This window comes from Pedobacter antarcticus (assembly GCF_900112985.1).
GTDB classification, from domain to species: Bacteria; Bacteroidota; Bacteroidia; order Sphingobacteriales; family Sphingobacteriaceae; genus Pedobacter; species Pedobacter antarcticus.
This window is the reverse complement of the sequence record NZ_FONS01000002.1, coordinates 466994-490706: the sequence shown is the minus strand read 5'-3', so window position 1 is coordinate 490706 and position 23713 is coordinate 466994. Positions and strand designations below refer to the sequence as shown.

Here is a 23713-nt window from a genome sequence, read left to right as displayed (position 1 = left end):
TATGGGTATTACAAATTACAATCCGGCACCATGGCAGTTTTTAAATTTCCTGCCGCTACCACAAGGACAAAGGTCATTTCTGCCTGCTGTCACTTCTTTGCGGATAGGCTGCTGCGGAGCCTGCTCTCTGGTGTCCTCAAACTGACCTTCCGAAGAACCAGCTGAAGCAAACTCAGGTTTTGTAGCCTGTATTTTATTTGAAACCGGCTGAGGTGCTTGTGCCTCTCTGACATCGTCGGCTTCCTGCTGACCAGGAATACCACCTTTATACAGGAAGCTCACCACTTCTTTATTCACCGCATTCAACATGTTTTTAAACAGGTTAAATGCTTCCATTTTATAAATAATTAATGGATCTTTCTGCTCGTAAACTGCATTCTGAACTGATTGTTTCAATTCATCCATTTCACGCAAATGTTCTTTCCATGATTCATCAATCAGTGCAAGCACGATTGTTTTCTCAAAGGACTTAGTCACTTCACGACCGTTGTTCGCAATTGCTTTTTTCAATTCAACAGGCACCTGAATACTTCTGATACCATCTGTGAAAGGAACTACGATCTGCTCAATATGATCACCACGTTCTTCAAAAACCTGGGTCAGAACCGGCATCGCCTGGCTAATAATTGCATCAGACTTACGGTTATAGAAAGCAGTAGCTTCTTCGAATAATTTATCCGTTAAGATATGTACACTTCTCGAGCTGAATTCCTGATCGGTAATTGCTGTATCCAGAGAGAAATTTTTAATTACTTCCAGTTTGAAACCTTCGTAATTTCCTTCTTCTTTATATTCAGTAACCACATCTTCAGCAACATCGAATACCATATTGTTCATATCTACGTCCAGACGTTCACCAAATAAGGCATTTTTACGTTTGGCATAAATAACAGAACGCTGTGAGTTCATTACATCATCATACTCCAGTAAACGTTTACGGATACCAAAGTTATTCTCTTCTACTTTTTTCTGTGCACGCTCGATAGATTTGGTAATCATAGAATGCTGAATCACTTCACCATCTTCAATTCCCATTTTCACCATAATATTGGAGATTCTTTCCGAACCGAATAAACGCATCAGGTTATCTTCCAGGGAAACGAAGAACTGAGATGATCCCGGATCACCCTGACGACCTGCACGACCACGTAACTGTCTGTCTACACGACGCGACTCATGACGCTCTGTACCAACGATTGCCAAACCACCTGCATCTTTCACACCAGCACCTAGTTTAATATCCGTACCACGACCAGCCATGTTGGTTGCAATCGTTACTGTACCTGCCTGACCAGCTTCTGCAACGATATCTGCTTCCTTCTGGTGCATTTTCGCATTCAGTACATTATGTTTGATACCACGCAGTTTTAACATACGACTCAGCAATTCGGAGATCTCAACCGAAGTTGTACCTACCAGAACCGGTCTGCCTGCCTGTGTCAGTTTAACAATTTCCTCAGCAACAGCATTATATTTTTCCCTTACCGTACGGTAAACATAATCCTGATGATCAATTCTGGACATTACGCGGTTAGTTGGAATTTCAACCACGTCCAGTTTATAGATTGACCAGAACTCACCCGATTCAGTTGTTGCTGTACCAGTCATACCACATAATTTGTGGTACATTCTAAAGAAGTTCTGTAAAGTTACTGTAGCATAAGTTTGTGAAGCATCTTCTACTTTTACATTCTCTTTTGCTTCAATCGCCTGGTGTAGACCATCAGAATAACGGCGACCGTCCATAATACGTCCAGTCTGCTCATCAACGATTTTAATTTTGCCTTCATCAATGATATACTCCACGTCCATTTCGAACAGGGTATATGCTTTCAACAACTGGTTAACAGAGTGAACCCTTTCTGCCTTGATTGAATAATCACGCATCAGTTCATCTTTTCTCGCGATTTTATCTTCACTGCTTAAAGCAGATTTTTCAATTTCAGCAATCTCAGTACCCACATCAGGTAATACGAAGAAATGCTCATCTTCACCAGATTTAGTAATCAGTTCAATACCTTTTTCGGTTAGTTCAACCTGATTGTTTTTCTCATCAATATGGAAATACAATTCAGCATCAACCTTAGGCATATTCTTAGACTGATCTGCCATATAATAATTTTCAGTTTTCAGCAGTAACTGTCTGTTACCACCTTCACTTAAAAATTTAATCAGTGCTTTATTTTTTGGCAAACCACGGAATGCTCTTAATAGAGCCAAGCCTCCTTCGCCCTCATCCGGACCAGTTCTGCCATCATTGATAGATTTTTTAGCCTCGTTCAGTGCCCTGCTCACAAAATCTTTCTGCGCATTAACCAGACGTTCAATTCTTGGTTTCAATTCATGAAACTCATGCTGATCACCAAAAGGTACCGGACCTGAAATAATCAGTGGGGTACGTGCATCATCGATCAGGACTGAATCGACCTCATCGACCATCGCGAAGTGCAGCTTACGCTGAACCAGCTGGCCAGGCTCCTGAGACATATTGTCACGCAGGTAGTCAAAACCAAATTCATTATTCGTTCCATAAGTGATATCCGCCAGGTAAGCATTTCTGCGTTCCTGTGAATTCGGCTCATGTTTATCTATACAATCTACACGTAGTCCGTGGAATTCGAATAGCGGACCGTTCCACTCCGAGTCACGTCGTGCCAGGTAATCATTGACAGTTACAATATGCACACCCTGACCGGCTAAAGAATTCAGGTAAGCAGGTAGCGTACTCACCAGTGTTTTACCCTCACCAGTTGCCATCTCTGCAATTTTGCCGCTGTGCAATACAATACCACCAATCAGCTGTACATCATAATGCACCATATTCCAAACAACAGTACTTCCGGCAGCATCCCAGGTATTAGCCCAGTAAGCTTTATCGCCTTCAATTTTAACGTTACTGCGTCTTGCCGCATATTCCCTGTCATACGCAGAAGCCGTAACTTCCAGCGTACCATTTTCAGTTAAGCGGCGTGAAGTTTCTTTAACTACAGCAAATGCCTCAGGCAGCAACTGTAATAAAACTACTTCAAGTTCTTTGTCCCTATCCTTGATCAATACATCAATACGCTCATAAAGCGCAGTCTTTTCTGCAAGCGCCAGTTGCTGATCCTCAGCTTCTGCTTTCAATGCAGCAATCTGCGCATCGATTTCTGCTAATGATTTTGCAATTACATCTTTAAAATAGACGGTTTTGTTACGCAGTTCATCATTACTCAATGAAGAAAGCTTAGCGTATTCCTCGTTTATTTTGATGACAAGTGGTTGGATTGCCTTAATATCTCTTTCCGATTTGCTTCCAAAAACCTTGGTTAAAAATCCTAGCATCGTTTTGATTGTGTTAAATTTTATATAAAGTCTTAATTTTACAACAATTAAGCCATTCCGGCTGACAAGTCAGATTGGCAGTTGTAAGGCGCTAAAAATACAAAATATCTGTTATTTCCCGCTGTCCTTCAGTGGTTATTTCTACGTATTGTACAATTTGTCATTACTTTGTAAGTTAACTAGCTGGTCTGGCGCTTCAATCTGAATTTAAACATGCACGTAAACTGTGAAATTTAGGTAAAGCGGTTATATTTGCTTCATGAATATCTTATTATTAGGATCCGGCGGCAGAGAAAGCGCTTTCGCCTGGAAAATGAGCCAGTCTGCATTATGCGAAAAACTCATCATTGCACCCGGTAATGGTGGTACTGCGGCGTACGGCAAAAACTTTCCCTTAAATCCAAACGATTTTGAAGCCGTAAAAAAGCTGGTACTGAAAGAAGAAATCAACTTTGTGGTAGTTGGCCCGGAAGAACCCCTGGTTAATGGAATTCATGACTTTTTCCTGGCTGATGAAGACCTGAAACACATCCCGGTAATTGGTCCAAAAAAAGAAGGGGCTATTCTGGAAGGCAGTAAAGATTTCGCAAAAGCTTTTATGGCCCGCCACAATATCCCAACACCAGGCTCCCGTTCATTCACTGGAGAAAACCTGGAAGATGGATTGGCTTACCTGGAAAACCATAGCATGCCTGTAGTGCTTAAAGCAGATGGTCTTGCTGCGGGCAAAGGTGTCCTGATCTGCCAGACTAAAGAAGAAGCAGCAGAAGAACTTAAATTAATGCTTGGCGGAAAATTCGGAACAGCAGGTGCGATAGTCGTCATTGAAGAATTCCTGACTGGTATTGAACTTTCTGTATTCGTACTGACGGACGGAGAAAACTATGTTGTACTGCCCGAAGCGAAAGATTATAAAAAAATAGGTCAGGCAGATACAGGCCTGAATACAGGTGGAATGGGCTCGGTTTCTCCGGTTCCTTTCGCCGACGAAAAATTCCTGAAAGAAGTAGAAGATACGATTATCGTACCTACAATTGAGGGATTAAAAAAAGACGGTATTGACTATAGCGGATTTATATTCTTTGGCCTGTTTAAAGTCGGAGATAAACCCCTGATCATTGAGTATAACTGCAGAATGGGCGATCCGGAGACAGAAAGTGTATTACCAAGAATTGAAAATGACCTGGTAGAACTTTTCATTGCAGCCTCCAAACAAAAACTAAACGAATGTACCCTGAAGATCAGCCCTAAATCGGCAGCTACAGTAATGATCGTAGCTGGCGGATATCCTGGTGACTACGAAAAAGGCAAAGCGATCAGCGGCATAGAGAACATCCGTAAATCCCTTGCTTTTCATGCCGGAACGGCACTGGAAGGTGGAGTTGTGAAAACCAATGGTGGTAGAGTAATTGCGATCACCAGCTTACAGGACACGCAGTTTGATGCCTTGCAATCAGCTACAGCTGACGCTTCCCGTATTTACTTCGATGGCAAGTACTTCAGGGAAGATATCGGATTTGATCTGGTATAAATAAAATATTGATAAAAAAAGCCGCTGCGTCTGCAGCGGCTTTTTTTATCAATATTTTAAATCATTAGAAAAACAAAGGCAATTGTTATATAGAAATTCTATTAGGTGAATAAATCACGTAATTATTAAAGTAGTTTCTGATAAGTCCTCCACCACAGATCGGGCATTTCCCCATTTACAGCCATGGTATAATCCTCATATCTGCAGGGAACCAGGTGATACCGTTCATTTTCCGTCATTCCGGGATACGGAACCTGCATCCACCAGCGGTCAGTTTTTTTACTTTTGACAAATAACATTTCTCCGGATCCGTCATTCAGGCTCGTCCTGTAAATCATGTAGGCCGATTTAGGATTAAGAGGGAGATCCTTTTTACGGTTATAAAAACCATCCACGAAATACCAGACCATCTGTGCCAGCAGCATTGCCGTCTGCGCATTACGATCAAAAGCCGGATTAAATTCGTAGAAACCTATGGAAGTTAGCTTGTCATTTAAACCCGCATAATGTGCGATTTTACAAGCCTGCTCACCGTAAAAACCATTGGGACCCGCATTTCCATTAGCCGGTGCATCTGCAGAACGGATGGCAGAAAGATCGAAGCTCACCATATTTGCATTTCGGAGTACGGGCTCAGCAGAACTGATATCCTTCAAGAAGTCTCCCAGGCGATGTACATCAAAATAGAGTTTATTCATAACTTTCAGACTCTCCTGACTAACCAGGTAAGTCTGATAACCGACATTACTAAAATTAAACAGATAGTTCGGCTGATGTAATAAAATCCTGTTCAGATAAGCATCCGAGTCGGTAATGATACTTCCTTCTTCATGCTCGTCTTCATCTAAGTCAAATTTCCGGTCTACCACAACCAGATCAACTTTTTGTTCCAGCCCTTCATAGGCCAGGTATTGCGGATAAGTCAAATCCTGCCCTCCCCCGATAATTACCGGGATAATCTCCTGCTGAATCAATTCAGCTACAACCAATTTCAAAGCAATGTAAGTATCCGAAACGGCAGCCCCGGCCTGAATATTCCCCAGGTCTACGATACGACTGCCGAAAGCACCTTCATGCAGCAGGTAAAACTGCTCCCTGAAATAATCAGGCCCAAGAAAACAACCTTCATTCTGCTTTGCCTGACGATCATCTTTTACACCAATTATAGCAATATCGAAACGACGATCTCCCAATTCCGGAAATTCATCCGTATAAAAACTGGTCTTCATACCTAACTGCGAGGTCATAAAACCTTGTGCGGGAGAGAAAGTTTCAGGATTTACGGGAGATAAAAAATCAGATAAGCTCATAATTCATATAATGTATGACCTCAAATATCTATTTTTGAGACCATATATTAATAATATCTCATCAAAAAGAAATGATTTTAGTAACCGGTGCTACAGGTTTTTTAGGCTCAGAACTGATTCTTCAGCTGACCAGCCAGGGAAAAAAGCTGCGTGCACTAAAAAGGCAGCATGCTGTAATCCCCAAACACTTAGCAGATAATGAGCTGATTGAATGGTTTATTGCAGATATCAATGACCCTGCAGATCTGGAAGACGCTTTCTCAGGAATCAAACAGGTTTTTCATTGCGCTGCCCTGGTGTCCTTCCTTCCTTCAGACCAGGCAGAGATGCTACGTGTTAATATCGAAGGAACCAGCAACATCGCAAATCTTTGCCAGCTTTATGGCGTAAGACTAGTCCATGTGAGCTCCGTTGCTGCATTGGGAGAACCTAAAAAAAATGCGCTCATCACAGAGAAGGATTTTTGGGAATACGATAAACACTCCGGCCATTACGCCATCTCCAAGTATGAAGGTGAAATGGAGGTTTGGAGAAGTATTACCGAAGGCCTGGATGCGGTTATTGTTAACCCTTCAGTAATTATCGGCCCTTCGGCTGGTTTTCAGGGCAGCGGATCAATTTTTAAACTGGTGCGTAAAGGCATGAATTTTTACACCTCCGGAGGCGTCGGTATAGTAGACGTTTCAGATGTTGCTGACGTAATGATCAAGCTGATGGATAGCGAAGTTACAGCTGAGAGATTTATCATTTCTTCAGAAAATTATACCTATCGCAAACTCTTTAAAGAAATAGCAGAGGCATTTGGCCTTAAAGCACCACAAAAAGAGGCTAAACCCTGGATGCTGGGACTCGCCCGGAGAATAGCCGGTGTGGCTTCGGCAATCACTGGTAAGTCATTCGGCCTGACCAAAGATGTAGTCAGAAGCAGTATGATCAGCAGTTTTTACGATAATGAGAAGGTTACACTTGCAACCGGCATCCGTTTTAAACCCGTTGGACAAAGCATAAAAGAAGTTTGTCTAAAACTTAAGAACCACTAGAATGAAGCAGAAGAGCATCTATATTATCGACTTTGACAGCACTTTTACGCAGGTAGAAGCACTGGATGAACTCGCCCGTATCTCCCTGAAAAAGCATCCGGATAAGGAAGCAATTTTTCAAAGAATCGAAGATCTGACCAATCTGGCTATGGAAGGTAAATTATCTTTCGGTGAAAGCCTTGCACAGCGTGTCCGTTTATTGGAAGCTTCCGAAGATCACCTCAAACAATTAATTAAACATCTGAAAAAGAAGGTTTCGAAATCCTTTTCCAGAAATGCTGCTTTCTTCAAGAAACATGCAGATCAGGTTCTGATTGTATCTGGCGGATTTAAGGAATTTATTACCCCTGTAGTTAGTCCTTACCATATCCGGAAAGAAAATATTTATGCCAATACTTTCGTCACTACCGGTGACGGAAAAATTATAGATTATGATCACGCCAATCCTTTAAGTGAGGAAGGTGGAAAGGTTAAACTCATGCAGCAGCTAAATCTGGAAGGCGATCTTTACGGGATCGGCGACGGATATTCTGATTTCCAGCTGAGAGAAAGCGGACTAATCAAAAAGTTCTATGCCTTCACAGAAAATATCTCCCGGGAAAGTATCGTGAGCCGTGCAGATCATGTTACACCAAGCTTCGATGAATTCCTGTATGTGAATAATCTGCCAAGAGCTATATCCTACCCTAAAAACCGGATTTTATGCCTGATTATAGGCGATGTAGCGCCGGAAAGCCTCCAGTTGCTAAAAACAGATGGATTCTCTATCCGTCACAAAAAGACATTCGAGCCTAAATATGTAAAGGATGTGCATATGTTATTGCTGGCTGACGGAGAGAAGGTAGAACCAGAAAAGTTAAAAGAGGCACTGAAACTGAAAACTATAGGCTATCTCGGTAATGCTAAAGACAATCTGGATCTGAAAAAATGCACAGAAATGGGAATCGTTGTTTTTGAAGATCCGAAACACAACCCCAGAAATGCCAATTTCATTCCTAAAAGAATGCTGGACTTCATGAACAAGGGGACAACCTATCTGAGCATCAATTTCCCGAACCTGCAGTTGCCGCTTATTGCCAAATCTCATCGTCTGATCCACGTCCACCGGAATGTACCGGGAATTATGGCACAGATCAATACCGTATTTGCGAAACACAGCATCAATATTGTGGGACAGTTCCTGATGACCAATGCAGCGATCGGGTACGCAATCACAGATATCAATGCCGAATACGACAAAGATTTGTTTAAATCACTCAAAAAAATTGAGCATACGATCAAATTCAGAGTATTGTATTAGAGGAGCTCAGACAGTGTTATCATATGGCAAAAACCCATAATATTAAAATAAAATAGGTGTCCGCCCTATTTTTTCCTAATTTTACCGAGATAAAAACAGAGACAGTGAAAGATTCTTTAAATATTAAAACCACAAAAGCTGGTCAATCCAGATTGGCAGAAACAGATTTCAGAGACCTTCCATTCGGAAAGGTTTTTACAGACCACATGTTCGTTGCAGACTTCGAAGACGGAGAATGGAAAAACTTCGAAATTCTACCTTATGGTCCTATTTCGATGAGTCCTGCAATATCTGCACTTCACTACGGACAGGCTATTTTTGAAGGGATGAAAGCTTACACACAACCTGATGGAAGCGTTAGTGTTTTTCGTGCCGACAAGAACTTCGCAAGGCTCAATAAATCGGCTGTACGTATGGCTATGGCTACGATTCCTGAAGATGTATTTATGCAAGGTATTGCTGCGTTGATTAACATTGACAAAGCATGGGTCCCTTCAGAAGAAAATTACTCTCTTTATCTGCGTCCGGTAATGTTCGCAACAGACCCTGTTTTAGGCGTAAGACCATCGTCCAGCTACAAATTTGTAATCCTGGCCAACCCAAGTGCGCCATATTACAGCAACCCTTTACGGGTTAAAATTGAAACTCATTATACCCGTTCTGACAATGGTGGTGTAGGTGCCGCAAAAACTGCAGGTAACTATTCAAGAGCAATGCTCCCTACTGTTGAAGCTCAGGCACAAGGATTTGACCAGTTAATCTGGACAGATGCCAAAGAAAATAAATATGTAGAAGAGTCCGGTGCTGCCAACCTGATGTTTATCATCGATGGTAAAATCGTAACACCCGAAGTGAGGGAAACTATCCTGGATGGTGTTACGCGCGATACGATTATCCTGTTGGCTAAAAGTATGGGAATTACGGTAGAAGAAAGAAGAGTCGCAATCAGCGAAGTTCTGGAAGCTATTGAAAATGGTACCCTTACCGAAGCCTTTGCAGTAGGAACCGCAGCAACAGTTACTCAGATCAGCGAGATCTCTTACGAAGGTAAAAACCATGTTCTTGCAGATCCTGCAACCAGAACTGTCTCACCTGCAATTGCTAAGAAACTGAATGATATCCGTTATGGTGTAACCGCAGATGAATTCGGCTGGAACTGGATCGTTTAATTAAAGCGAACCTTCTCCACTAAAAAAAATCCCGTCAGCATATACAAGGCTTACGGGATTTTTTAAAAACCTGCCTTATGGTATCGGTATCATTAAAAACCTGTCAGGAATTTCATATATGATCTTACCCCCAGTTCGATATGGCTATCAGAGACATTAAATTCCAAACCGTAGAAAGCGAATGCCGGTTGGTAGTCCGCTTTGACATATTCAAAACTTAGCTCGAATGGCCTGGTGAGTTCGTTGAGCGGATATTTATACTTCCCTGCAGTACTCAACTCCTCTTCTTCCACTCCTAACGATATGGCTAGCGCTATTTTTTTGCCTTTCATGCGGTACCCACTTTTACTACCATATGCCCAGCCGTGAGTTAATACTTGATCGAACCATTTTTTTAATAGTGAGGGAATATTAAACCAGTAATAGGGAAATTGGAATATAATCTTATCGTATTGCTCGACTAGACGCTGTTCAGCCTGGACATCTATGTTTTCGTCCGGATATGCATCGTATAACTGGTGAACAGTGTACTGTTCTGGAAATTTAAGTAGCTCCTCGATCCACCTTTTATTCATGGTAGACTCGCTTATGGTAGGGTGCGTAATAATTATTAAAGTCTTCATAGTGATATCATCAATTAATGTAACACGAAGGTAGCACACACTACATAAAATTAGTATATTACCCACCAATTGTTATGTACTATAAAAAATGTAAGTATTGACTGAGATTAAACAAACATCGACCAATTTCTCCAACAAGAGCGCGCTAAGTGACGAATGTCCAGAAGCTTATGCCTCAACTATTATCGGCGGACAGTGGACACTGGTAATCTGCTCCTGGTTATTGAGCGGTAAGCTCCGGTTCGGGGAACTCAAAAAGAAATTGCCAAACATTACCGAACGTATGTTAACCTTACAGCTCCGTAAGCTCGAAGAAAATATGATAATCAGTAGGACAGTTTATGCAGAAGTTCCACCACGTGTAGAATATGAATTAACTCCAATAGGATACTCCTTAAAACCTGTCATCAAAGAGTTGGAAAACTGGGGCGTTCATCATAAAAAGTTAACGAGTAAACAATTGGAAACTGAGGGTTAATTGTTTCGAAGCATGTCTGCTTATATTATACATCTTTTATTGAGACAATGACTTCTTCTACACTTAGCTTAAGATGTGTGATGCAATGTTACTCCGTATATGTTTGTTCTAAAATTAAGCTGATCGCTTTTTTTATTCTTACCATGCCCTCCGTTGTATTCAGGTCTATTTCACAAAAAAGTGTATCGGTTGACTTTGCATGTAAAACCAAGTAATAAATTCCTGCTACCAGTAAGGCCGACACCGCCCTTAGATCAGTGTCCTTTCCTTCCAGTTCCCTATCAGAGAGTTTAAAAAAATCCCTGCTTAGCAGCTCTCTTTCCTCAGAAACGTCCTTCATGATCTGGGTAGATTGACTTATTTGCCATAATACAATCTTTTGCATCTCCTCTTCGTTGAAAAAATAGTCAAGTTGGTTTTGAAGCAACTTGTCCAGTATAGGTTTCGTATTTTCTCCGGTATACTCTTTAATTAATTCAACAGCGTTGCCGGAGGCAGTAATCCAATAATCTTTGCTTCTCACATAGGTTTCAATAAGATTATCTATAGTTCCAAAATAAAGGGTAATCAATCGTCTATTTAGCCCGGCTACCCTCGCAATATTTGTAGCTGTTAAGCCAGTATATCCTTCGTTTTTGATTACTGTTCCCACAGCTTCAATAAGCTTTAACGTCGAACGCTCCTTATCATTTGATGGGCCTTTATATCTTTTTCTTATCATAATACTTGAACTCTTAAAAACCCTTTCCCTTCACGAATCGAAATATACTAATTTTCCCGTATAGGGGAAATTAGTATATTAGCTCATATTTTACTGATTACCAGAAGACCTTAAATCATCATTTATATGAGGAAGTTTCAATCTAACAGCGTGTATACTACTTGTTAACAAAATTCACGAAATGAAAACGCAAATTCTTAGAATCGTTCTTCGCGCTGGTGTATTGCAACGAATAGATTCCCAACTATCCTTATAACTTATGAGAACTAAATTTCTGTTCATTATCATTTCAATTTTTATTTCATTTAATGTAAAAGCACAATTAATTGCTCGCTCAATAGACAGTATATTAACTACATACGTTAAAAATGGACAATTTGATGGTAGCATATTAATAGGTAAAGGGTCTAAGGTAATCTATGCCCACCAATATGGACTAGCTAATCGCCAATTTCATGTGCCAATTACGTCGACAACGAAGTTTCCAGTGGCTTCCATTACTAAGCTATATACAGCTATCCTAATATTAAAACTTCAGGAGGAGAAGAAATTAGATATTAATAAAACGATAGACCAATATATTCCAGATATACTTCCTGAAAGCAGCACGAAAATTACTATAAAACAGTTATTGACTCATACTTCCGGCCTGCCGAAGGAAAAAATTGCAGCCTATAAAACGCGATTTAACATTACAGAATTCATTGAGAAAAATATCGTTGATACCTTGCTGACTAAGCCAGGTACCAGGTATGACTACAATAACGTTAATTACATTTTGTTAGGTGCTATAATTGAGTCTGTATCCGGTAAAAATTGGCGTCAGGTTTTATCTGAGAAGATCATTCAGCCACTTAGCTTAGAAAATACAGGCTTAATCCAAACGGATTCTGTTATTAATAATTTAGCATACGGATATCATAATTATGCATTCGGGGACTTACCGGCTAAGCCGTTGAAGAATGATGCTTTCATATACATGGAAAATTATGCAACGGCTGGTGCAATTTTCACTACCCCAGAAGAATTGTTTAAGCTACACTTAGCTTTGGCTGAAAATAAGCTACTTAACTCAACTTCCAAAAAGCTAATGTATGCACCAGAAATTAATTTAGGCCTGGTGGATGGTACCCCTTACTTTGTAACGTTGGGCAGTTATTATGGAAGCAGGCAATTTAAAGGTCAGACAAAGCCTATCGATGTTATTGAAAGAACGGGGAATATAAATGGGTTTAATACGATCTACATTCAATTGCCATTAACAAAAGAAACCATAATCATATTTTGTAATACGGATGCGGGTGACCTTAATACGATTACTGATGAACTTTTAAATATCTTAATTTCATCTCATTAATCCCTCCTGGCCGTTGCGTGCCTTTAGTTTACATATTTCAGCAAATCTATTATATTAAAGTTCATAAATAGTCTCTTTATACAGCTTTGTTAGTTGCGGCTCCCATGAGACAGACCAGTTTAACAGGGCCATCAATGGATCTGCAGTACTTTTGCCAAATTCAGTCAATGTATATTCTACTCTTGGTGGAACCTCTGGAAAAACTTTACGGACGACCATGCCATAACTTATTAAAATCTTTAAAGTTTGATTGAGCATTTTTGGCGATATACCCTTAATTTGCCTCAGCAATTCACTACTGCGTTTACTGCCCTGCATTAATGCCATCAGGATGAGTAGTGTCCACTTATTTGCTATGAGCGTTAATGACTGATTCAGGATACAACTTTCATCTAAACTGGATTTCAACAGTAAAGATTGCTGTAACTTAAAATAATTTTCATTTTTTTCTCCTATCTCATTGATTATTTCGTCCATATCTTACTTTAAAGTGCTTATGTGACTTAATGGTGCCTACTTGCAAATATATAGTCTGGGATTTACTTTTGTACATAATCTTAGGAAATATGGCTTTAGAAAATACACCTGGTCAGCAAATTTTGCTGAATTTATTGGATGCTTTTAACAAGGATACACAAACTGTTTTATCCCTTTTTGATCCAACGGCAACTGTAGAATATCCTTATGCGAAATCAATAGGCTCGGCTTACCGATTGACCATGGATGACTACAGAAGACACCTGGATAATATCCTTCCGGATATGCCCGATATTATATTCTCAGAATTAAATGTTTATCCATTGGCCGAGCAGGATTCCTATTGGGCGGAATTTCATGGCGAAACTACAGTTCCAGCAACAGGGGACTTATATCAACAGGATTATGTCGTCCATTTTAGATTAGAAAGCGGGAAGTTCATTTACTACAAAGAATATTGGAATGTCCTCCCCGTTCTTAAGACTTTAATGGGAAAAGACAAAGCTCAGCAGATCATTGACAACCACTTATCTTAACAATATGAAGAAAATAGCAATTGCAGCTGCTACAGGTAATATTGGAAGTAGTGTGGCGAGGCAAATAGCCTCACATGGAGCGACACCATTGTTGCTAGGTCAAAACCTCAAAAGATTAAACGACCTGTACATTAGTGAGGGGGTATCAATAGTGGCAGATATTAGTAATACGGAACAAGTGATTGCAGCAACTGAAGGGGCAGAAGCTTTGTTCTGGGTAGTTCCGCCAGTACTTAACGTATCTAGTTTACATGAATGGTATCAAAAGGTGACTGATGCAGGTGTTGCTGCCGTTATTCAAAACAAAATCAAGAGAGTTGTACTTGTCTCTTCCCTTGGGGCCAGCAGTTCGCCGAACTTGGGAACCGTAAGCTATTGTGGAGATATGGAAGTGGCTTTTGACAAGCTTAACGCTAACGTATTGGCGTTAAGACCAGGTTATTTCCTGGAAAATTTTATACTACAGGCAAAAGACATCCGCGAGAAAGGAATTTTTACTTTTCCTTATGACAGCGATCATGATATTCCTTTTATAAGTTCAGATGATATTGCTGAAGCGGCATCGCGTTATCTTCTTGATGAAACTTGGGCAGGCCATTGGAAATTAAACCTCATGGGTCCAGAAAACATAACCTTAGCACAAGCAGCATCTCGCCTATCGGCCATGATGGGTAAGTCAGTTAAGTATGTACAACAATCTGGTGAAGAGGTAAAAGCTCAACTGAGTAGTTGGGGAACGTCTGAAAGCGTACAACAAGAATTGATGGATTTATTTTCTGCCTTAGGTGATTCAAATGGGCCGTATGCTACCCCTCGAACTATAGAGGCAACTACAGCTACAACTTTCGAGCAGTTTTTAGAACGGAAGTTCCTACCTTCGCTTTAATTAGATGTGTTTAAATCGTTGATTCTTTTTCGAAGGCCGTTTTTATGGTCTTAGAAATAACCTATTCTCAGACGTAGTTGAGCACATAAAATTATTGATCATAACTATGAAATACTTTAAGATAATTGTTTTTTGTTTTCTAATTGCCTCAGTTCTTAGCTTACTGGGTGTGTTCGTTCTGCAATCTACCGGTTTAATTGGTAAAGCAGATTCAGATTTTAGAAACCTCCCTTATGGAATCGCTATTGGCATTAATTTCTTTTTTTTTCTTTCAAGCTTTACCATTCTACTCAATCTTAAAGAAAAAGTCCGCGATAATAATACATATAAGGCAATGAGTTTTTTCCTGCTACCGGCCATATTTGTAGTATTTCTACTATTAGGATCGTGGAATCAGCCTTGGCCAGGCATACTATTTTGCGTTCCTTACTTTATTGTATTATTCATTTTTTTCCTTAGGTCAAAAAATACAACACAAGGACTTTTATAAACCGATTCAAGACTATACTCCCATATTATACAGTTTATGGAAGATCTTAAGCACTTACTGGATATCAGTTATCCAATTATTCAAGCACCTATGTTGGGGGTGACAACTCCCGCCATGGTAGCAGCGGTGGCCAATGCAGGCGGCTTGGGTTGCCTGCCATTGGGTGGGTTATCACCTGAGAAATCCCTGGCCCTGGTTAAGGAAACAAAGGCTAAAACCAGTAAGCCATTCGCTGTAAACCTCTTTGCTCACTCGTTAACATCTGAGGTCAGTGAAGAGGATATCAAAATAATGGAGAATTATCTCGAAGCGCTTCACAAGAAATATAATTTGCCGTTTGAGCATAAACCAATTTCCTCTTACCGGTTTTATAACCACCATGACCAAATAGATATCCTCCTGGATGAACAGGTACCTATTGTAAGCTTCACGTTCGGTTTGCCAGAGGCACAAATACTTTCACAGCTTAGAGAACGTGGCGTTAAAGCGATTGGAACGGCAACAAGCATTAAAGAAGCCGCATTATTGGATAAAGCTGGCATGGATGCTATTGTCGTCCAGGGTATTGAAGCCGGGGGACACAGAGGTAGCTTTATCGATAAGGAACCCCTGCCGCAGGTTGGTTTGATATCTCTTGTTCCGCAGGTTGTCGATACCGTATCAGTTCCGGTTATTGCTGCCGGAGGGATTTTTGACCACCGCACGATTAAAGCGGTATTTACCCTTGGTGCAGCAGGCGCACAACTAGGTAGTTATTTTCTTGCAGCAGAAGAAAGTGCGGCCAGCGAAGTTTACAAAGAACGTGTGCTCAGCTCTACTGATACCTCTACCGAACTTACCCAGGCATTTACCGGAAAATGGGCAAGGGGCATTGGAAACAGCTTCATGGAAGAAATGAAAAACTCAGGATTGGTTATACCGTATTATACCTATCAGAACAGTTTAACGGCAGCGCTCAGAGACTTCGGCAAGTCGGGTGGAATCGCTGATATTATTTCGCTTTGGGCAGGACAATCTGCATCACAAAGCAAAAGTGGCAGTACCGAAGCCTTGTTCAACAAGCTTATCCAACAAATAAAAAGCGATACTAATCCCATATTTTAAACATAAAAAAACATAATATGCCTTTGGCAAGAATAGACGTTACCCCAGGGAAGAACCGATGAGGTAGAAACTTTCTGTACATCTGAATCGGACCGTTGCCAGATCCACCAGTCAGAAACAGAACCTGACTAGTGGACAGCACTGGCGCATATTCTCTCTGGTCATTCGTTTGATATAATGTTTATCTATTCTACAGAATTCGATCTTTTTCATCAATGGCCAGATCATTTATGCTAGCGAACCGTTTTTCCATTAACCCGCATTTATCAAATTCCCAAAGTTCATTCCCAAAGCTACGGAACCATTGCCCTTGCTGGTCATGCCATTCATATTCAAAGCGAACTGCTATACGGTTTTCAGTAAATGCCCAAAGTTCTTTTTTAAGCTTGTAGCCAAGTTCATTCTTCCATTTGTTTGCTAAAAATACTTTTACTTCTTCACGGCCAGAAATAAACTCCGACCGATTGCGCCATTCTGTATTAAGGGTATAAGCCATGCATACTACCTCAGGATCGCGGCTATTCCATGCGCGCTCTGCAAGCATAACTTTCTCCACCGCGGAATCGTAGCTAAACGGTGGTACTGGGTTTTTAATTTCCATCACTTTATTTGATTTATAGGATATTTAGAAAAAGCCCAGCTTATACTGGGCTTACTTTGATCACATTTAGGCAGTATTACACCCAAAAATCTTATTTTGGAAGGGTGGAGAGAAACTTCAGTATTTCAATTCCTATCTCCTGTCCATGGGTTTCTAACGCAAAGTGGCCAGTATCATAAAATTTCACTATTGCGTCAGGAATATCTTTTTTATAGGCCTCAGCCCCGATAGGGAGAAAAAATGGATCTTTATTTCCCCACACAGCGAGCAATTTTGGTTTGTTGGTTCTAAAATACTTTTGAAACGATGGATACAGATCAACATTTGTTTTATAGTCTTTTAACAGATCAAGCTGAATCTCTGCAGATGCCGGCCTATCTAGAAAATACTGATCCAAAATATAAGCTTCGGGGGCTAAGAGCGATGTATCGGTAACGCCAGTGAAGTACTGGAATTTCGTTCCCTCTTTGCTATAAAAGGTTCTTAGCGCATCTCTATTTTCCTGGGTGTCATTTTCCCAATATTTCTGAATAGGGTTCCAGCCCGTACTTAGTCCTTCTACATAAGCATTACCATTCTGTGAAATAATCCCCGTAATTTTCTCTGGATTCGCAAGTGCCAAACGATATCCGGTTGGCGCTCCATAATCAAATACATAAATTGCAAACCTTTTTAAACCTAATTCATCTATAAAGCCCTGCATTGTTTTGGCCAGATTTTCAAATGTATAGGTATAAGTTTTAGGATCTGGTAAATCAGTATTTCCAAATCCCGGAAGATCAGGGGCTATAACGTGATATTTTTTGTTTAACAACGGTATCAGATTGCGGAACATATGTGATGATGTTGGGTAACCATGCAACAATAATATTGTGGGTGCTCCTGCTGGACCTGACTCTCTATAAAATACGCCAAGTCCGTTTACATTTACCTTACGGTGATGAACAACCCCAACTTCTAAAGCAGGACTTGTTTTAATTGTGTTTGATTGTGCCATAATTTCTGTTCTCCCTAATAAGCCAGTCATGATGATCGTGAAGGCTATTTTTAGTTTTTTCATTTTCCCTTTTTTTTATTCAAAAGTAAACTAGATATTTGATCATTAAAAATGATTTATAAAGATACCATGTATCTTAATTTAAGATTTATGAATACAAATGACCTTAATTTATTTGAAGCCGTTGCGCATTATGGAAGTTTTACAAAGGCTGCTGAAGCAATGTTTACAGTTCAATCGAATGTAACTACCCGTATAAAAAACTTGGAAGAGGAGTTTGGCGCACTGCTTTTTACCAGAAACAACCGCAAGGTCGAATTAACTCCGGAAGGCGAAAAACTTATTCACTATACCAAGCAATTCAAGCATATTTTTGATGAGGCGAAAAGGTCGATTGGGAAAAGTGACGTCGTAAAGGGCCAGATTAAAATTGGATTTTTGGAAACCATGATGACCCTGAAAGGCCCTGAACTTATTAATGAACTTGCCTCAAAATTTCCTTTTGTTGACCTGGATTTTAGATCCGCGATGAGCGCCAGCTTAATAAGTGATGTGTTGAATTATAAATTAGATGCAGCATTTGTCCCTGCTCCTCTTGACATTCCTGAGCTTGAACAAATTAAAATAAAGGACGAACAGGTCGTGATTGTTGCTCCAGCAGATTGTGAAAACCTTGATATTTTACTTGCAAAAAATCCGCTTAAAACAATAGTTTTCGATCAAGGTTGCGTATTTAGAGCTAAACTTGACTCTTGGCTTGTAAGCAGAGGTATTATCCAATATCATAAAACAGTAATGAATTCCATTGAAGGCGTTGTAAATTTTATTGAATCCGGAATTGGATTTAGTGTGATGCCAGAAGAAATCATAAGTACGTTTTATAGCAATAGAAAAATAAAAACATTCCAACTACCAAAGGAATTGGGCCTTATGACAACAATTTTGGTCTATAGAAAAGATGTGCCACTTTCCCCTGCTTTAAAAGCTTTTATCAGCATAAGTGGCGGAACAAAAAGTATCAATATCGATAAATAAAATTTCCAGTAACACAGGATTTATATTTTGAAATAACAAATGAAAATCCAAGTACTCAGTGTAGAAATACACTAAAATTATCTCTTTCTTTGTTGCTTTTAGGAACTAAAACTCTTGTCACGATATGAAAACCCACTTGCTTTCTATATTTCTGATCAGTTCTTCCTTTCTCACTTTCGCTCAGGAAGCGGGGTTTCGTTCGCTTATTTCACGTAGCAAGCCTGGAATTACCGATACTATCTTTACTATCCGCGCCAAAAATAATACAGCCGTGCAGATCCCGATGACGATTGTCAAGGGAAGAGATAAAGGTCCAACATTCACAGTTATGGCAGGAATACATGGTATGGAATACCCACCGATCCTATCCTTGCTGGAGTTTCGAAAAGAGATTGATCCCGCATTGTTGAAAGGACAGGTAATCATAATACCAATCGTCAACCAAACCTCCTTCTACACGCGGACACCTTTTGTAAACCCTCTGGATGGTGTCAATCTGAACAGGGCATTTCCCGGAGACCCAGACGGGACGATCACTGAGGTAATGGCTGATTTCCTAACCAAAGAGGTTTTCGCCTCTACGGATGTACTATTGGACATGCATGGCGGAGATGTTGGTGAAGATTTGATTCCTTTCATCTGCTATTATGATAATAAGCAGTTCAGAAATCAGACCGCATTGGCTTCCCGCCTGAGCGAGATCAGCGGATTTGAAACGATTGTAGCTTATCCATACATATTGTCACCGGATCAGCCAGCAATGTATGCCTTCAAACAGGCTGTCAGGCAAGGTGTAACTGCTCTTAGTATCGAAATCGGAAGACTTGGGAATTGGCGAAAAGAGGAAGTATCACTGGCCAAAAAATCCTTATTCCGCTTAATGGCGGAATTGAACATGTATGGGACAAAATCAGCAAATAATGTTTCTCAGGTCAGGGCGAGATATAATAAACAGGCTTATGTATCTGTACCTGTACAAGGGATTTTTGTGAGCGAAATGGCTGCCGGTGATCGGATCGTTAAGGGCGCGGAGGTGGGTTATATCACCGATGTCTTTGGTAGAAAGAAATTGCCTGTCTATGCACCTGAATCTGGTATTATCTTGTATAAGATTGGCACACCACCAGTAAATAAGGGTGAAACACTTTTATGCATAGGTTTCTGAGTGGTCCACTCCCGCCGTGGTAGCAGCGGTTGAATTGACCCTTTAGATTTCGTTTGAGTAATAATGACAACTGAGAGAGCTTTAGCTCCGATATAAGCTTGGCTGATTACAACGCAAACTTTTTCTCATCATGATGTCGGTCTGCTGGTCATCACCAAGTTTGAAAATGTGTTTATCAAACTCAATAAAACCATTTTTTTTATAAAAATTAATGGCTCTGGGGTTTTCTTCCCATACTCCTAGCCATACATACTCAGCACTCATTTCCTGAGATATCTGCATTGCTTTTTCGTAAAGTAGCTGTCCAACTTTTTTGCCGTGATAGGCTTGTACAACATATATTCGTTCAATTTCAACAGAGTTAACATCTTTCAGTTCTGTCTGCGACTTTCCAGTATTAAGCTTTAAATAACCAATAACATCACCACCGGTAACCGCAAAGTAAAACTGTGAATATGCATCGGTCAGCTCAGCTTCCAGTTTGTGTAGGGAGAAACCCTCTTGGAGATATTTAGCCATATTTTCTTCTGTGTTGCTTGCAGAGAAGGTTTCGGAAAAGGTTTGCTTACCAATTTGCGCTAAGGCTTCAATATCTCTTAGGGTAACTTTCTTGATTTCTATATTTTCCATTTTGCAATTATTTGATTGTATTTCCTTAATGCGATACGGCCTTTAATCCGATAATAGAACCAATTAGCGTCATTATAAAAAGCATTCGTAGAAAAGTTGCAGGTTCTTTAAATACCAGTATGCCTACTAGAACGGTTCCAACGGCACCAATTCCTGTCCATACGGCATAGGCGGTTCCAATTGGTAGGGACTGCGTAGCTTTGATCAGTAGTCCCATGCTCACCAATAGCATGACCACGAAGCCTGCATACCAGCTTATCATTTCATTTCCTTGAGATTCTTTTGCCTTTCCCAAACAAAAAGCAAAGCCTACCTCAGCCAAGCCACCTAAAATTAAAAGTATCCAGTTCATCTGTTTTATCTATTTAACTGATTTTATATATGTCATTCCTGCCTTAACCATCGAGAAAGAATAGGTTTCATGTTTCTCACAACGGGTTTGTAGTCTAAGTTATAGCGGTAAGAGCCTTTTCAAATTCGGCATGCTTTTCTATCAGTACCATCAACTTATCTAAATCTAACGGGCTGCAAGGTCTTATGTTGAATGCTAACTGTTCCATAAGTACAAAACTACATTATCTGGTAATGCCTAAAAATGCTATTATAGCATATAGTAATGCTTATATTGCATTAATGAATATTCAACAGATCAAATATTTTTTAGCCCTCGCGCAGGAACTCCACTTCTGGAAAACAGCTGGAAGGATGCATATCACCCAATCTGCCCTTAGCCGTCAAATCCAGGCACTGGAACGTGAATTAGGTGTTCAGCTATTTGAGCGTGACAAACGGAATGTTAAGCTTACTTCTGCAGGGCAATTCTTACGAGAAAAGTGGGAAGTGCAAATTAATGAGTTGGAGTTTTTTCATGAACACGCCCGTCAGATACAATTAGGTGAAAGCGGCACTATAATTATTGCGCACCCCGATTCAATATCTGCATCCATCATGCCGGACATGCTCAGCAGTATTGCTTCAGCCTATCCTAAACTTAAGATCGAACTTGTACAAGTACGGTATGAAGATCAGCTGGAGTTCCTACGCAACTACAAAATAGACCTCGTGATTACCAGGGATATCAATAATGCCGATGATATCCGTTCAGAAAAGATTTCGACCGACTTTTTGTCTATTGTAGTGCCCGAGAATCATCCTTTTCGTAACGCAGAGGATCTTACGAAAGAAACGCTTAGCAGCCAAAAGTTTATCTTACCCATAAAGGACGGGGGAAGCAGTTACAGTGACCTTATTCAAAAGTTATTTCGAACTTATGATATTGTGCCTGATGCATACTTACATTCGGAGTTTGGTTCAGCAATTATTGCCTTGGTGAAAAAGGGTTTAGGTATAGCCGTAATGCCTAACTCTTACATGTTCCATGAAATTCCCGGTATTAGATTTATCACCTTGCCATTTCAGACCGATTTATTCCTTAATTGGAGAGTTAATGATCATCATCCGGTTCTAAATAATGTACTACAGTTCATTCTGAAAAGCTAATATGTCTTTAAGTAACTTAAATTATTAAAATTCCCTCATTAACTGATAATCAAATAGGGTTCGGAATATTTGTATCATATCATATGTCAATATACTGGCCTCTTGATACTGTTTTTTTTATCGAGTTATTCAATGTTGGTTCGCCAACATTATATCTTCCCTTGAAAAGGATATATTAGCCTTATCAGGGCCTTCTTAGAGCCTTGGTCGGGTGTTGTTCGACTGGAACCCGAATAAACCCTGGCGTAACCTGAAGTTAACCCGAGGTCGACCCGAAGGCCTTCTTTTTTGTTTGCAACAAACGATACTAAAAATGCCCAGGATCACATCCGGACAAAAGAAAACCGGGGCAGTCCAGCGCTGCGGCCTTCTCAAGGTCTTCTTAGAGTCATGTTAGGGTGTTGTTCGTAGTTACCCCAATTTTTACACAGCGTTGGCCTATCTAAAACCCATCCTTAACCCAACTACACTCGATTTTTCTTGTAAACACAATCCGCGAAGGACTCTCCGGGTCAAATCCGGACAAAGCATAACAAGAGCTACACCCGGACTCTAACTCTATAAAATTTTTATGGAAATCTGAATTTCCTTACATCCCTTTAATATAAAGCGGAGATTGAAAGCATAATTACCTGAAAATAGACAGGTATAAAACGGCATGATCTTCGCGCAAAAAATAAAAAAGAACAAAATGGAAACGATCTACAATTCAAAAATCAAGAAAGTGATGCCAGGAGCAATTTTAGCCCTGTTTTTACTCTGTGGAAGTTTTATCAGCGCTAAAGCAGACGTCATCAGATTGCAGGTTAAAGAAGAAACAGCTAATTGCACAGGTGTTGCTCCACAAACCTGCATGTTGGTTAAGTATAAAAGCAGCAAAGACTGGGAGCTTTTTTATAGCGGTATAAAAGGTTTTAAATACACACCGGGTTACCGTTACACCCTTTCGGTTCAGCGTACCAAAAGGAAAAATGTGCCAGCAGATGCTTCTGCCTATACCTACAGACTGATTAAAGTTATTAAGAAGCAGAAAATTGCCGTTAAAACGGACGATCCGACCAGTCAAGAATATGCCTGGGCGTTTATTGCAAAACACCGCTGGAACCTGATCCAGCTGAATAACAAAACTCAGGAAAACTCACCTGCCTTCTTAGTTTTTGACATTACCACAGGCAAAGTAAATGGAAATTCAGGCTGTAATTCTATTTTCGGTTCTTTCGAACATACTGCGAATACAATCAGTTTCAAACAACTCGCAAGTACGATGATGGCCTGCCTGGATGATAAATCCAACCAGTTGGAGCGCGAGTTCAGCCAGGCCATTACGGGTAAGACCTTTACTTTCGATATCGCAGAGCAAACCTTAAATCTTTATCAGGATGGTAAAATCGTACTGATGTTTGGCATGGCTCCATTAGATCTGTCACAAAAAAGGTAAT

22 protein-coding genes are annotated in these 23713 nt (G+C 40.2%); 13 read left to right on the top strand and 9 right to left on the bottom strand.

Going from position 1 to position 23713, the window contains the following annotated elements; translation table 11 throughout:
• Positions 1-15 precede the first annotated feature (15 nt).
• Positions 16-3324, bottom strand: a complete 3309-nt coding sequence (gene secA / locus BM192_RS07185) for a preprotein translocase subunit SecA (RefSeq protein WP_074588827.1) — start codon at positions 3322-3324, stop codon at positions 16-18.
• Positions 3325-3583: 259 nt separating this feature from the next.
• On the opposite strand from secA, the gene purD reads away from it, so the two are divergent.
• On the top strand, positions 3584-4855 hold the full coding sequence (purD, locus tag BM192_RS07180) for a phosphoribosylamine--glycine ligase (protein WP_037440902.1): 1272 nt from the start codon (positions 3584-3586) through the stop codon (positions 4853-4855).
• Between the two features lie 125 nt (positions 4856-4980).
• Here purD and BM192_RS07175 read toward each other — a convergent pair whose 3' ends face one another.
• Entirely contained in the window at positions 4981-6165 is a 1185-nt protein-coding gene (locus tag BM192_RS07175; RefSeq protein ID WP_037442395.1) for a formimidoylglutamase, read from the bottom strand.
• Between the two features lie 71 nt (positions 6166-6236).
• On the opposite strand from BM192_RS07175, the gene BM192_RS07170 reads away from it, so the two are divergent.
• The 3 genes from BM192_RS07170 (at position 6237) to BM192_RS07160 (ending at position 9674) form a co-directional block, all read left to right on the top strand.
• A complete protein-coding gene (locus tag BM192_RS07170) occupies positions 6237-7205 on the top strand; it encodes an NAD-dependent epimerase/dehydratase family protein (RefSeq protein WP_037442393.1) in 969 nt (322 codons plus the stop codon).
• 1 nt (position 7206) lies between these two features.
• On the top strand, positions 7207-8505 hold the full coding sequence (locus BM192_RS07165) for an HAD-IB family phosphatase (protein ID WP_037442391.1): 1299 nt from the start codon (positions 7207-7209) through the stop codon (positions 8503-8505).
• Positions 8506-8609: 104 nt separating this feature from the next.
• Positions 8610-9674 (top strand): branched-chain amino acid aminotransferase, encoded by a 1065-nt coding sequence (locus BM192_RS07160; protein ID WP_037442388.1) that lies wholly within the window; start codon positions 8610-8612, stop codon positions 9672-9674.
• Between the two features lie 92 nt (positions 9675-9766).
• Here the strand turns inward: BM192_RS07160 and BM192_RS07155 are convergent, their stop codons facing one another.
• On the bottom strand, positions 9767-10297 hold the full coding sequence (locus BM192_RS07155) for an NAD(P)H-dependent oxidoreductase (protein ID WP_037442387.1): 531 nt from the start codon (positions 10295-10297) through the stop codon (positions 9767-9769).
• Positions 10298-10394: 97 nt separating this feature from the next.
• On the opposite strand from BM192_RS07155, the gene BM192_RS07150 reads away from it, so the two are divergent.
• The gene (locus BM192_RS07150) at positions 10395-10775 is read left to right on the top strand and encodes a winged helix-turn-helix transcriptional regulator (protein WP_037442385.1); all 381 of its coding nucleotides are present in this window, start codon (positions 10395-10397) and stop codon (positions 10773-10775) included.
• Between the two features lie 88 nt (positions 10776-10863).
• On the opposite strand, the gene BM192_RS07145 is transcribed toward BM192_RS07150, so the two are convergent.
• Positions 10864-11496, bottom strand: coding sequence for a TetR/AcrR family transcriptional regulator (locus BM192_RS07145; protein ID WP_037442383.1), 633 nt, complete (start codon positions 11494-11496; stop codon positions 10864-10866).
• Positions 11497-11755: 259 nt separating this feature from the next.
• Between BM192_RS07145 and BM192_RS07140 the strand changes: the two genes are divergently transcribed.
• Complete coding sequence (locus BM192_RS07140) at positions 11756-12853, top strand: serine hydrolase domain-containing protein (protein ID WP_037442381.1); 1098 nt, start codon at positions 11756-11758, stop codon at positions 12851-12853.
• Between the two features lie 54 nt (positions 12854-12907).
• Here BM192_RS07140 and BM192_RS07135 read toward each other — a convergent pair whose 3' ends face one another.
• On the bottom strand, positions 12908-13330 hold the full coding sequence (locus BM192_RS07135; protein WP_051760039.1) for a winged helix-turn-helix transcriptional regulator: 423 nt from the start codon (positions 13328-13330) through the stop codon (positions 12908-12910).
• 89 nt (positions 13331-13419) lie between these two features.
• On the opposite strand from BM192_RS07135, the gene BM192_RS07130 reads away from it, so the two are divergent.
• The 3 genes from BM192_RS07130 (at position 13420) to BM192_RS07115 (ending at position 16346) form a co-directional block, all read left to right on the top strand.
• A complete protein-coding gene (locus tag BM192_RS07130) occupies positions 13420-13866 on the top strand; it encodes a nuclear transport factor 2 family protein (protein ID WP_051760037.1) in 447 nt (148 codons plus the stop codon).
• 4 nt (positions 13867-13870) lie between these two features.
• Positions 13871-14752, top strand: a complete 882-nt coding sequence (locus tag BM192_RS07125) for an NmrA family NAD(P)-binding protein (protein ID WP_037442379.1) — start codon at positions 13871-13873, stop codon at positions 14750-14752.
• A 514-nt stretch (positions 14753-15266) separates the two neighbouring features.
• Positions 15267-16346: an NAD(P)H-dependent flavin oxidoreductase gene (locus BM192_RS07115; protein ID WP_316931008.1), complete on the top strand. Its 1080-nt coding sequence runs from the start codon at positions 15267-15269 to the stop codon at positions 16344-16346.
• A gap of 190 nt (positions 16347-16536) precedes the next feature.
• Here BM192_RS07115 and BM192_RS07110 read toward each other — a convergent pair whose 3' ends face one another.
• Complete coding sequence (locus BM192_RS07110) at positions 16537-16947, bottom strand: nuclear transport factor 2 family protein (protein WP_037442373.1); 411 nt, start codon at positions 16945-16947, stop codon at positions 16537-16539.
• Between the two features lie 91 nt (positions 16948-17038).
• The gene (locus BM192_RS07105; RefSeq protein ID WP_081857528.1) at positions 17039-18007 is read right to left on the bottom strand and encodes an alpha/beta fold hydrolase; all 969 of its coding nucleotides are present in this window, start codon (positions 18005-18007) and stop codon (positions 17039-17041) included.
• Positions 18008-18094: 87 nt separating this feature from the next.
• On the opposite strand from BM192_RS07105, the gene BM192_RS07100 reads away from it, so the two are divergent.
• Positions 18095-18979 carry a LysR family transcriptional regulator gene (locus BM192_RS07100; protein WP_037442435.1) on the top strand — a complete coding sequence of 295 codons (885 nt, stop codon included), beginning with the start codon at positions 18095-18097 and terminating at the stop codon, positions 18977-18979.
• A 124-nt stretch (positions 18980-19103) separates the two neighbouring features.
• Entirely contained in the window at positions 19104-20144 is a 1041-nt protein-coding gene (locus BM192_RS07095) for a succinylglutamate desuccinylase/aspartoacylase family protein (protein ID WP_037442371.1), read from the top strand.
• A gap of 81 nt (positions 20145-20225) precedes the next feature.
• Here the strand turns inward: BM192_RS07095 and BM192_RS07090 are convergent, their stop codons facing one another.
• Positions 20226-20774, bottom strand: coding sequence for a GNAT family N-acetyltransferase (locus tag BM192_RS07090; RefSeq protein WP_037442369.1), 549 nt, complete (start codon positions 20772-20774; stop codon positions 20226-20228).
• A 25-nt stretch (positions 20775-20799) separates the two neighbouring features.
• Positions 20800-21126 (bottom strand): DMT family transporter, encoded by a 327-nt coding sequence (locus BM192_RS07085; RefSeq protein ID WP_037442367.1) that lies wholly within the window; start codon positions 21124-21126, stop codon positions 20800-20802.
• A 233-nt stretch (positions 21127-21359) separates the two neighbouring features.
• Between BM192_RS07085 and BM192_RS07080 the strand changes: the two genes are divergently transcribed.
• Both BM192_RS07080 and BM192_RS07075 read left to right on the top strand, forming a co-directional pair.
• On the top strand, positions 21360-22274 hold the full coding sequence (locus tag BM192_RS07080; protein ID WP_201771392.1) for a LysR family transcriptional regulator: 915 nt from the start codon (positions 21360-21362) through the stop codon (positions 22272-22274).
• Positions 22275-22965: 691 nt separating this feature from the next.
• Positions 22966-23712, top strand: a complete 747-nt coding sequence (locus BM192_RS07075) for a DUF4377 domain-containing protein (protein ID WP_051760036.1) — start codon at positions 22966-22968, stop codon at positions 23710-23712.
• The last annotated feature ends 1 nt before the right edge of the window (position 23713 follow it).